The 11,113-nt window shown below is 58.7% G+C and carries 12 protein-coding genes and 1 pseudogene; 10 read left to right on the top strand and 3 right to left on the bottom strand.

The window, feature by feature from the left end:
• The 6 genes and pseudogenes from PMI21_RS29950 to PMI21_RS06445 form a co-directional block, all read left to right on the top strand.
• Positions 1 to 288, top strand: a pseudogene (locus tag PMI21_RS29950) (hypothetical protein); the annotation flags it as partial.
• A 49-nt stretch (positions 289 to 337) separates the two neighbouring features.
• Positions 338 to 1,120 carry a transporter substrate-binding domain-containing protein gene (locus PMI21_RS06425; RefSeq protein WP_007940596.1) on the top strand — a complete coding sequence of 261 codons (783 nt, stop codon included), beginning with the start codon at positions 338 to 340 and terminating at the stop codon, positions 1,118 to 1,120.
• 56 nt (positions 1,121 to 1,176) lie between these two features.
• Positions 1,177 to 1,905 carry an ABC transporter permease gene (locus PMI21_RS06430; RefSeq protein ID WP_007940595.1) on the top strand — a complete coding sequence of 243 codons (729 nt, stop codon included), beginning with the start codon at positions 1,177 to 1,179 and terminating at the stop codon, positions 1,903 to 1,905.
• Positions 1,902 to 2,612, top strand: a complete 711-nt coding sequence (locus tag PMI21_RS06435; RefSeq protein WP_007940593.1) for an ABC transporter permease — start codon at positions 1,902 to 1,904, stop codon at positions 2,610 to 2,612. Before PMI21_RS06430 ends, PMI21_RS06435 begins: the two co-directional genes overlap by 4 nt.
• 12 nt (positions 2,613 to 2,624) lie before the next feature.
• Positions 2,625 to 3,743 carry a succinylglutamate desuccinylase/aspartoacylase family protein gene (locus PMI21_RS06440; RefSeq protein ID WP_007940592.1) on the top strand — a complete coding sequence of 373 codons (1,119 nt, stop codon included), beginning with the start codon at positions 2,625 to 2,627 and terminating at the stop codon, positions 3,741 to 3,743.
• 13 nt (positions 3,744 to 3,756) lie between these two features.
• A complete protein-coding gene (locus tag PMI21_RS06445) occupies positions 3,757 to 4,521 on the top strand; it encodes an ABC transporter ATP-binding protein (protein WP_007940591.1) in 765 nt (254 codons plus the stop codon).
• A gap of 52 nt (positions 4,522 to 4,573) precedes the next feature.
• Here the strand turns inward: PMI21_RS06445 and PMI21_RS29145 are convergent, their stop codons facing one another.
• Positions 4,574 to 4,783, bottom strand: coding sequence for a hypothetical protein (locus tag PMI21_RS29145; protein ID WP_007940590.1), 210 nt, complete (start codon positions 4,781 to 4,783; stop codon positions 4,574 to 4,576).
• Between the two features lie 107 nt (positions 4,784 to 4,890).
• Positions 4,891 to 5,457 (bottom strand): dCTP deaminase, encoded by a 567-nt coding sequence (gene dcd, locus PMI21_RS06450; protein WP_007940589.1) that lies wholly within the window; start codon positions 5,455 to 5,457, stop codon positions 4,891 to 4,893.
• Positions 5,458 to 5,811: 354 nt separating this feature from the next.
• Between dcd and PMI21_RS06455 the strand changes: the two genes are divergently transcribed.
• Entirely contained in the window at positions 5,812 to 6,021 is a 210-nt protein-coding gene (locus PMI21_RS06455) for a cold-shock protein (protein WP_002554837.1), read from the top strand.
• A gap of 94 nt (positions 6,022 to 6,115) precedes the next feature.
• Here PMI21_RS06455 and PMI21_RS06460 read toward each other — a convergent pair whose 3' ends face one another.
• On the bottom strand, positions 6,116 to 7,123 hold the full coding sequence (locus PMI21_RS06460) for a DUF481 domain-containing protein (RefSeq protein WP_007940588.1): 1,008 nt from the start codon (positions 7,121 to 7,123) through the stop codon (positions 6,116 to 6,118).
• Positions 7,124 to 7,261: 138 nt separating this feature from the next.
• On the opposite strand from PMI21_RS06460, the gene PMI21_RS06465 reads away from it, so the two are divergent.
• The 3 genes from PMI21_RS06465 to PMI21_RS06475 all read left to right on the top strand — a co-directional run bounded on the left by PMI21_RS06465 (position 7,262) and on the right by PMI21_RS06475 (position 11,106).
• Positions 7,262 to 7,642 carry an MGMT family protein gene (locus PMI21_RS06465; RefSeq protein WP_238541235.1) on the top strand — a complete coding sequence of 127 codons (381 nt, stop codon included), beginning with the start codon at positions 7,262 to 7,264 and terminating at the stop codon, positions 7,640 to 7,642.
• Between the two features lie 44 nt (positions 7,643 to 7,686).
• Positions 7,687 to 9,255: an AmpG family muropeptide MFS transporter gene (locus PMI21_RS06470; RefSeq protein ID WP_007940586.1), complete on the top strand. Its 1,569-nt coding sequence runs from the start codon at positions 7,687 to 7,689 to the stop codon at positions 9,253 to 9,255.
• 135 nt (positions 9,256 to 9,390) lie between these two features.
• Positions 9,391 to 11,106 (top strand): proline--tRNA ligase, encoded by a 1,716-nt coding sequence (locus tag PMI21_RS06475; RefSeq protein ID WP_007940583.1) that lies wholly within the window; start codon positions 9,391 to 9,393, stop codon positions 11,104 to 11,106.
• Positions 11,107 to 11,113: the final 7 nt, after the last annotated feature.

Genomic DNA, 11,113 nt, shown 5'->3' with positions numbered 1-11,113 from the left:
GCAGTCGTAAAACCAGAACTTGTGGTGCATCAGGCAAACCGCGTCAGCCGGATTCACGACTGCTGCGCAGCCGAACGCAGCCTCGCAGGCTCGACAGCTGCTACACAAATTGCATCAAGACTTAATGGATATGAGCCCCCTGCGCACCATTCAGGAGCAGAGATCTGGCAATGCCCGTTTTCGTGCACAAATCTCGCTTTGCCATTTCCTGTATCACCTTTTAAAACGCTTGTTCGGGACTCTGGTTCGGAAATTGCTACTTTTAATAGGTCTTACGCTTTTCAGTAACAGTACTTCTGCGCCACAAGCGCTCATATTGGTTCTTAGGGATTGAATAATGAAAAAAGCATTGCTGACCCTTTCTGCACTGGCGTTGTGCATGGCTGCCGGCTCCGCGCTGGCAAAGGAATACAAAGAATTGCGTTTTGGCGTTGACCCTTCCTACGCGCCGTTCGAGTCCAAGGCAGCCGACGGCAGCCTGGTAGGCTTCGACATCGACCTGGGCAATGCGATCTGCGCCGAACTGAAGGTCAAGTGCAAATGGGTCGAAAGCGATTTCGACGGCATGATTCCGGGCCTCAAGGCCAATAAATTCGATGGTGTGATCTCTTCGATGACCGTCACGCCGGCCCGCGAAAAAGTCATCGACTTCTCCAGCGAGCTGTTCTCCGGCCCTACCGCCTACGTGTTCAAGAAAGGCTCCGGCCTGAGCGCAGACGTCGCCACATTGAAGGGTAAAACCGTCGGTTACGAGCAAGGCACCATTCAGGAAGCCTATGCCAAAGCCGTGCTGGACAAGGCCGGCGTGAAAACCCAGGCCTACGCCAACCAGGATCAGGTGTATTCCGACCTGACTTCCGGTCGTCTCGACGCCGCGATCCAGGACATGCTGCAAGCCGAACTGGGCTTCATCAAATCGCCAAAAGGCGCCGATTACGAAGTCAGCAAGCCCGTCGACAGCGAATTGCTGCCGGCCAAAACAGCAGTCGGTATCTCGAAAGGTAACAAAGAGCTGAAAGCACTTCTGGATAAAGGTATCAAAGCGTTACACGACGATGGCACCTACGCCACCATTCAGAAGAAACACTTTGGCGATCTGAATCTGTACAGCGGCAAATAATGCCCGGCGCCCATCTCGCGGTGGGCGCTTTTTTCACCCGATCAGGTTGCTGATTTATGTTTGAAAACCTATTACAAAACCTGGGGCTCTCTGCCTTCAGCCTTCAGGGCTTCGGTCCGTTGCTGATGGAAGGCACCTGGATGACCATCAAATTATCGGTGATGTCGCTGTTGGTGGCCGTGTTGCTCGGCCTGCTGGGCGCCAGTGCCAAGCTGTCAAAAGTCAAACTGCTGCGGATACCGGCCCAGCTCTACACCACGCTGATTCGCGGGGTACCGGACCTGGTGCTGATGCTGCTGATCTTCTATAGCCTGCAAACCTGGCTGACCTCGCTTACCGACCTCATGGAATGGGAATACATCGAGATCAACCCGTTCAGCGCCGGGGTCATCACCCTGGGCTTCATTTATGGCGCGTACTTCACCGAAACGTTCCGCGGGGCGATCCTCGCCGTGCCACGGGGCCAGGTCGAAGCCGCCACTGCCTACGGCCTCAAACGTGGCCAGCGTTTTCGCTTCGTGGTGTTCCCGCAAATGATGCGCTTCGCCCTGCCGGGAATCGGCAACAACTGGATGGTGATGCTCAAGGCCACCGCGCTGGTCTCGATCATCGGCCTTGCCGACCTGGTCAAGGCTGCGCAGGACGCCGGTAAAAGCACCTATCAACTGTTCTACTTCCTGGTGCTGGCCGCATTGATCTACTTGCTGATCACCAGCGCCTCCAACGTTGTCCTGCGCTGGCTCGAACGCCGCTACGCCGCCGGTGCCCGGGAGGCCGTACGATGATCGAGCTCTTGCAGGAATACTGGAAACCCTTCCTTTATACCGACGGTTACAGCATCACCGGCCTGGCCATGACCATGTGGCTGCTCAGTGCGTCGATCTTCATCGGTTTTCTGGTGTCGATCCCACTGTCCATTGCTCGGGTTTCCCCCAAGTTATATCTGCGCTGGCCGGTGCAGTTCTACACCTATCTGTTTCGGGGTACGCCGCTCTATATTCAGTTGCTGATCTGTTACACCGGCATCTACAGCCTGGCGGCCGTGCGCGCCCAGCCCGTCCTCGATGCGTTCTTTCGCGATGCGATGAACTGCACGATCCTGGCCTTTGCCCTGAACACCTGCGCCTACACCACGGAAATCTTCTCCGGGGCGATTCGCAGCATGGCTCACGGCGAAGTCGAAGCGGCCAAGGCCTATGGTCTGACCGGCTGGAAGCTCTATGCCTACGTGATCATGCCGTCGGCGCTGCGTCGCTCGTTGCCTTATTACAGCAACGAAGTGATCCTGATGCTGCACTCGACCACCGTGGCGTTCACCGCGACCATCCCGGATGTCCTGAAAGTCGCTCGGGACGCGAACTCTGCGACCTTTCTGACGTTCCAGTCGTTCGGCATCGCCGCGCTGATCTACCTGACCGTTACCTTTGCGCTGGTCGGCCTGTTCCGCCTCGCCGAACGCCGATGGCTGGCCTTCCTCGGGCCGACTCACTAGGACAATTCGTACATGCGCCACCAGATTCATGACCTGCTGGCCCCACTGCCGGGGACCGTGCGACAGATCCATAGCTTCCACTTCGGCCCCCAGGCGGCCAAAGGCAAGATCTACATCCAGTCCTCCCTGCATGCCGATGAATTGCCCGGCATGCTGGTGGCCTGGCATCTCAAACAGCGTCTGGCGGAGCTGGAAGCCGCCGGCCGGCTGCGCAGCGAAATCGTGCTGGTGCCCGTTGCCAACCCGGTCGGCCTGGAACAAGTGTTGATGGACGTTCCACTGGGCCGCTACGAGCTGGAAAGCGGGCAGAACTTCAATCGCTGGTTCGTCGACTTGAGTGAAGAAGTCGGCAATGAGATCGAAGGCCTGCTGGGCGACGATCCGCAACGTAACCTCGAACTGATCCGCAGCAGCCTGCGCCACGTATTGGCGCGCCAGACCGCCGGCACGCAACTGCAATCCCAACGCCTGACCCTGCAACGGCTGGCTTGCGATGCGGACATGGTGCTGGACCTGCATTGCGATTTCGAAGCCGTCGCGCACCTCTACACCACGCCCGAGGCCTGGCCTCAGGTCGAACCGCTGGCACGTTACATCGGTGCCGAAGCCAGCCTGCTGGCCACCGACTCTGGCGGCCAGTCATTCGATGAATGCTTCACCCTGCTCTGGTGGCAGTTGAAAGAACGCTTCGGCGAGCATTTCGATATTCCGCTGGGCAGCTTTTCGGTCACCGTCGAATTGCGCGGTCAGGGCGACGTCAATCACCCGTTGGCCAGCCTCGATTGCCAGGCGCTGATCGATTATCTGATTCACTTCGGCGCGATTGCCGGAGAGCCGGCGCCCTTACCGGAACTGCCCTACCCGGCCACGCCGCTGGCCGGCGTCGAACCGGTAGCGACACCCGTGGGCGGACTGCTGGTGTTTACGGCCCTGCCCGGGGAATACCTGGAGGCCGGGCAACTGATCGCCGAAGTCATCGACCCGATCAATGATCGCGTCACCCCTGTTCATTGCACCGTCGCCGGGCTGATGTACGCCCGTTCGCTACGGCGCATGGCCACTGCCGGCATGGTAATCGCCCACATCGCGGGTACCGAAGCCTATCGCAGCGGCTACCTACTTTCGCCTTGAGGATGCATGCCCCATGTACAAACTGACCATCGAAGGCCTGCATAAAAGCTATGGCGATCATCAGGTGCTCAAAGGCGTTTCGCTCAAGGCCAAAACCGGCGACGTCATCAGCCTGATCGGCGCCAGCGGCTCGGGCAAAAGCACCTTTTTGCGCTGCATCAACTTTCTAGAACAACCCAACGACGGCACCATGAGCATGGACGGCCAGAACATCCGGATGGCCAAGGACCGTCACGGCATCCATGTGGCCGACCCCGATGAGCTGCAACGAATCCGCACCCGCCTGGCCATGGTGTTCCAGCACTTCAACCTGTGGAGCCATATGACGGTGCTGGAAAACATCACCATGGCCCCGCGGCGGGTGCTCGGTTGCAGCAAGGCAGAAGCCGAAGACCGTGCCCGACGTTACCTCGACAAGGTTGGCCTGGCGCCGCGTGTGGCGGATCAGTACCCGGCGTTCCTGTCGGGCGGTCAGCAACAACGGGTAGCCATTGCCCGTGCGCTGGCCATGGAACCGGAAGTCATGCTGTTCGACGAACCAACCTCAGCACTCGACCCGGAACTGGTAGGCGAAGTGCTCAAGGTCATTCAGGGCCTGGCCGAGGAAGGCCGGACCATGATCATGGTCACCCATGAAATGAGCTTCGCCCGCAAAGTGTCGAGCCAGGTGCTGTTCCTGCATCAGGGGCTGGTGGAAGAAGAAGGCGCGCCGGAAGACGTGCTGGGCAATCCGAAGAGTGAGCGGTTGAAGCAATTCTTGAGCGGCAACCTCAAGTAAAACGCCACCTTCCTGTAGGAGCGAGCGCTGCTCGCTCCTACAAAAGCGGGGATCAGACCACTGGCGCGGGAGGTGACTCATCCGGCAGGGTGGGTTCTCCGGGTTCTGTCGGATCTTCATTGGGGGTGTCGGGATCAGGCTGATGGGGGATGCCCCCTGCCATGCTGACTGGCGGATGCGCCAACAAGGACCAGGCCAGCACGCCAACCTGATTGGGCTCAAGCCTTGCCAGTTCGGCACTTATTCGCGGATCGATCTTCATGAAGCACTCCTGGGCGATGGCCCGATCCGCCTTGCGCGAATCGGAGCAGTACACCCCATAGAGTGTACGCCCGCTCAGGAATTCCAACGGTTTGTCAGACGGTTGACTCAGGTACGCGGCAGGGTCACGCCACGCTGGCCTTGATACTTGCCGCCACGATCCTTGTAGGACACTTCACATTCCTCGTCGGACTCGAGGAACAGCATCTGCGCCACGCCTTCGTTCGCGTAGATCTTCGCAGGCAGGTTGGTGGTGTTCGAGAACTCCAGGGTCACATGGCCTTCCCACTCGGGCTCGAGCGGGGTCACGTTGACGATGATGCCGCAGCGAGCGTAGGTGCTCTTGCCCAGACAGATGGTCAATACGTTGCGCGGAATGCGGAAGTATTCGACGGTACTGGCCAGGGCGAAGGAGTTTGGCGGGATGATGCACACGTCGCTGTGGATGTCGACGAAGCTGCCAGCGTCGAAGTTTTTCGGATCGACGATGGCCGAATTGATATTGGTGAACACCTTGAAATGATTGGTGCAACGCACATCGTAGCCGTAGCTCGACACACCATAGGAGATCACACGACTGTCGTCACTGCCGCGCATCTGACGCTCCACGAAGGGCTCGATCATGCCGTGCTCTTGCGCCATGCGGCGAATCCACTTATCCGATTTGATGCTCATGGCGGGTGTCCTGAATAGCGAGGTGGAAAAATTCTGTCCGGCATCTTACCGGGCAGGCGCTCAGGGTTCAAAGTCCGGGAGACAATTCTCGCCGATCCCCCGTGAATTCCGGGGCCTCACCGCCATGTTATGCACCGTCAGTCATTAAAAAAGAGAAACCTTCGCAAGAACCATTGGCACGTTCCGGAAAAAGGGTTAAGGTGGCGCCACTGTGCTGCTTGTGTCACTGAGAATCTCTACACGATATGTTGAATTTCGATCCAACCATCTACAAGAATTTTTCCTGCTCTTTGCACTCAGTCTCGGCCAGGGTTCTTCCTGAGTCGCAGTTATCTTTGTTCAAGGAGTTACACCATGTCTAATCGCCAAACCGGTACCGTTAAGTGGTTCAACGATGAAAAAGGCTTCGGCTTCATCACTCCACAATCCGGTGACGACCTGTTCGTTCACTTCAAAGCTATCCAATCCGACGGCTTCAAAAGCCTGAAAGAAGGCCAACAGGTTTCTTTCATCGCTACCCGCGGTCAGAAAGGCATGCAAGCTGAAGAAGTTCAAGTTATCTAACTTGTAACTGCTTTAGTAAAAAGCCCCGCCCTTAAAAGCGGGGCTTTTTTGTGCCTGTGTATTTTGTGATCTTTTCTTTCGATCTTGTAGCGTGTTACCAGGCCACGCCAAACCCTGCGGTATATCGGGTCTTGTTCAGGTCCGCATTGTCGGTGCCACTGATGATGTCTTTCTCGGCCTTCAGGTTCAGCGACGCCCAATCGGTGACTTTGTAGCGCAGGCCGGCCTCGGTATCGAGTGCGTAATCCGCGACACCGGACAGTGGCTTACCCACTTCGCCACTGGTAAAGAACTCAACCTTCTTGCCGATCAGGTAGCGGTTGTAGTTCCACTTCATGGCCAGGGAATAGAAGTTTTGCTTTCCGCCATCGGAAAATTCGTAGTCCGTGCGGTTGAGGAGCGAGCCCAGGGAGAAGGCGCCCAGTTCGTCATCCCAGAATTGATAACCGGGGCCCGTACCGACGGTGCGCTGACGGGAGAGCTCTTCGACCTTGTCGCGCTTGTAATTCAAACGCCCCTGCCAGAACCACTTCTCGGTGAGGAAGCGATCGAGAGAATACTCGGCACGCCAGTTATCAGTGGTGACCACGTCATCCTGAAACTCGCGGTTGTACTCACCTTCCGCCGTATGACGCCACCGACCGTGACGCGCGGTGGTTTTGAAGTCGACGTCGTAATCATCGGTATCTTTTTCTGCCCGCTGATAATCCAGCGCCAGGTCGACGTTACCTTTAAACACCAAATCCTCGACCACCGGTTTGGGCTTGAGGATCTGCTGAATACTGGCCAGTTCCACGGTCTTGGGGGTCTCGCCGTTGGCCAGCGTGACCTTGCCGTCCTCTGCCGCGTGCAGCGACTTGGCCTTTTCGCCGGTGTAAGCATCCTGCTTGACCAGCAATTGCTGATCGCTTTCCAGGGTTTTGACCTCTTTCCAGTCTATCGGGACCGCACCGGCATACTGGGTCTGGATCAACAGCTTGCCGCCATCGAAGAGGGTGATCTTGCCGCTCAGCTTGTCACCGTTCTTCAACCAGACCGTATCGGCGAGCAAGGGAGTAGAAGCACTGACGACAGCGAGGCACAGCAAGGTTCTGGACAACATAAGCGAATCAAAAGCTCAACTTTGCGAAAAAAAGTCGGCATTATTCCTGGAAATAAGGCCCTGGCAAGGACTGACCCGACTATTTCTATTGAGTTCATTTCTCAACTGACAATCCAGGATTTACTCTACAGACGGTCAATGCGTATTTTTTTCAGGAACCCGGACGTGACCGACTCAACCGCTGAAACCGAAAGCGCGGCGCAAATCCGACGCACGGCGCTCTACCTGACCCTGGCACAAGTGCCCGAGGGCAAAGTCGTGAGCTACGGCCAGCTCGCCGAGCTGGCGGGACTGGGTCGCGCCGCCCGCTGGGTCGGGCGAACATTGAGCCAACTGCCCGGTGACACTAAATTGCCCTGGCATCGTGTGCTGGGTGCCGGTGGTCGGATCAGCCTGCCCGTGGGCAGCCCTTCGGGGGACGAACAACGGGCCCGATTGCGCATGGAAGGCATCAGTGTCCTGAACAATCGTGTTGATATTCAGCGCCATGGCTGGCGCCCGGTAGAGCACAGCGGTTAGAGTGCGCGCTTTGTTTCCGTAATTCTTGAGGCAGACTCCAGCCCATGCCCCGTAAAACCTGGCGCGCCGCGCTCGCCGCCTATGCCAGCCCCTCGACGCTCGTGCTGTTGCTGCTTGGTTTCGCCGCCGGCTTGCCCTACATGCTGGTGTTTTCGACGCTTTCAGTCTGGCTGCGCGAAGCCGGTGTTGCCCGCGAAACCATCGGCTATGCAAGCCTGATCGGTCTGGCCTACGCCTTTAAATGGGTCTGGTCCCCGCTGCTCGACCAGTGGCGCCTGCCGCTGCTCGGCAAGCTTGGTCGACGACGCTCCTGGCTGGTGCTGGCCCAGGCACTGGTGATCCTCGGCCTGATCGGCATGGGTTTCTGCGACCCGCAAAAACACCTGTCCTGGCTGATCGCCATCGCTGTGGTCGTCGCCTTTGCTTCGGCAACGCAAGACATTGCCATCGACGCCTATCGCCTGGAAATCGTCGACGATACCCGCCAGGCTGCACTGGCGGCCAGCTACATGGCCGGTTATCGGGTCGCAGCCCTGCTGGCAACGGCGGGCGCACTGTTCTTCGCCGAAGGCTTCGGCTCCACCGGCTTCAACTACAAACATGCGGCGTGGACTGGCACCTATCTACTGTTCGGCATCTTGATGATCCCGGCGCTGCTGACCTCCCTGTTCATGCGCGAACCGCCGGTGCCACTGCGCACTCAGCTTCAGGCCGGACGCTACAGCTTCGTGCACCAGCTGGCGTCGGTGTTCGTGCTGATCGTGCTGCTGGTGTCCGTACCGGCCATGTTCACCCAGTTCTACAACACCGACTTCGCCAGCGTACTATTCAACGGCGTCAGCCTGCTCGACCTGTTACTCGACGACCGCGCGTTCCTGCGGGCAATCCTCTATACCACGCTCACCGCCCTGTGCTTGTCGGCCATTGGCCGCCGTGGCCTGGCGCCGGTGCTGACGCCGGTCAACGACTTCATTCTGCGTTACCGCTGGCAAGCCCTGTTGCTGCTCGGGCTGATCGCCACCTACCGGATGTCCGACACGGTCATGGGTGTGATGGCCAACGTGTTCTACATCGACCAAGGGTTCACCAAAGATCAGATCGCCAGCGTCAGCAAGATTTTCGGCCTGATCATGACATTGGTCGGCGCCGGCATGGGCGGCCTGCTCATCGTGCGCTTCGGCATTCTGCCCATTCTGTTCATTGGCGGCGCTGCATCGGCGGCCACCAACCTGCTGTTCCTGATGCTCACGGACATGGGCGCCAACCTGCAGATGCTGATCGTCACCATTTCCCTGGATAACTTCAGCTCGGGCCTGGCGACTTCAGCGTTCGTCGCTTACCTGTCGAGCCTGACCAACCTCAAATTCTCCGCGACCCAGTACGCCCTGCTGAGCTCGATCATGCTCTTGTTGCCCCGCCTGATCGGCGGCTATTCAGGGGTCATGGTGGAAAAATTCGGCTACCACAACTTCTTCCTGATCACTGCCCTGCTGGGCGTTCCGACGCTGTTGTTGATCGCCCTGCACTGGTTCCAGGAAAACCGCCGCGCCGGTCCGACCCCGACGCCTGAACCGGCTCAGACCCCGGTCACGGAAGAATCGCAGCCTCTTTAATGCAGGATGCATCGCAGAGGGCGAGCAGATTCTCGCCCTCCAGCCACACAGCCGGCCGCACGCCTGTACGCCAGCAGATCTCGCCCGTACAATGCCCCATCACTTCTCGTTATCCGCAACCGACAACGGCCAACCATGCGCACCAGTCAATTTTTGCTCGCCACACAGAAAGAAACGCCTTCCGACGCGGTCGTCATCAGCCATCAGCTGATGCTGCGCGCCGGCATGATCCGCAAACTCGCCTCGGGCCTGTACACCTGGCTGCCGATGGGCTTGCGAGTGATGCGCAAGGTCGAAGCCATCGTGCGTGAAGAAATGAACGCCGCCGGTTCTCTCGAAGTGTTGATGCCGAGCACTCAACCGGCCGAGCTGTGGCAGGAGTCGGGTCGCTGGGAAGAATACGGCCCTGAATTGCTGCGCTTCAAGGATCGCCACGGTCGCGACTTCTGCGCCGGCCCGACTCACGAAGAAGTCATCACCGACCTGATGCGCAACGAGTTGAGCAGCTACAAACAGCTGCCGATCAACCTGTATCAGATCCAGACCAAATTCCGTGACGAAATCCGCCCACGCTTCGGCTTGATGCGTGGCCGCGAATTCATCATGAAGGACGCCTACTCGTTTCACGCCGATCAGGCATCGCTGCAGGTCACCTACGATCGCATGCACCAGGCGTACTGCAACGTGTTCACCCGCCTGGGCCTGAAATTCCGTCCGGTTGAAGCCGACAACGGCTCCATCGGTGGCGCCGGTTCCCACGAGTTCCACGTACTGGCCGAATCCGGCGAAGACGACATCGTCTTCAGCAACGGTTCCGACTACGCCGCGAATATCGAGAAAGCCGAAGCCGTACCGCGGGAAACCTCTCGCCCGCTGCCTGCCGAAGAGCTGCGCCTGATCGACACGCCGAACGCCAAGACCATCGCGCAACTGGTCGAAGGCTTCAACCTGCCGATCGAAAAAACCATCAAGACCCTGGTGGTGCACGCTGAAGAGAAAGGCAAGCTGATTGCCCTGATCATCCGTGGCGACCACGAACTGAATGAAATCAAGGCCGCCAACCAGCCTGGCGTTGCCAGCCCGCTGGTCATGGCTTCCGAAGCCGAACTGCGCGACGCCATTGGCGCCGGCGCCGGTTCCCTCGGCCCGCTGAACCTGCCGCTGCCGATCATCATCGACCGTTCCGTCGAGCTGATGAGCGACTTCGGCATCGGCGCCAACATCGACGACAAGCACTACTTCGGCGTGAACTGGGAGCGCGATCTGCCGGTTCCAACCGTCGCTGACCTGCGCAACGTTGTCGCCGGCGACCCTAGCCCTGACGGCAAAGGCACTCTGGAAATCAAGCGCGGCATCGAAGTCGGGCACATCTTCCAGCTGGGCAACAAGTACAGCAAAGCGATGAAGTGCGAAGTGCTGGGCGAGAACGGCAAACCGGTGACCCTGGAAATGGGCTGCTACGGCATTGGCGTCTCCCGCGTGGTGGCCGCCGCCATCGAACAGAACAACGACGAGAACGGGATCATCTGGAGCGACGCTCTGGCCCCGTTCCAGATTGCTCTGGTACCGCTGCGCTACGAAACCGAGCAGGTTCGCGAAGCCACCGACAAGCTCTACGCAGAACTGACTGCTGCCGGCTTCGACGTATTGCTGGACGACCGCGACAAGAAAACCAGCCCGGGCATCAAGTTCGCGGACATGGAGCTGATCGGCATTCCACACCGGATCGTGGTCAGTGACCGCGGCCTCGCCGACGGCAATCTGGAATACAAGAGCCGTACCGAAGCCGAGGCGCAAGCGTTGCCGGTTGCTGACGTGCTGTCTTTCCTCCAGGCCCGTATCCGCCGCTGACACCAGA

Origin of the sequence: Pseudomonas sp. GM18 (assembly GCF_000282195.1) — a bacterium.
Lineage (GTDB): Bacteria > Pseudomonadota > Gammaproteobacteria > Pseudomonadales > Pseudomonadaceae > Aquipseudomonas.
This window is presented reverse-complemented; position numbering and strand designations above follow the sequence as displayed.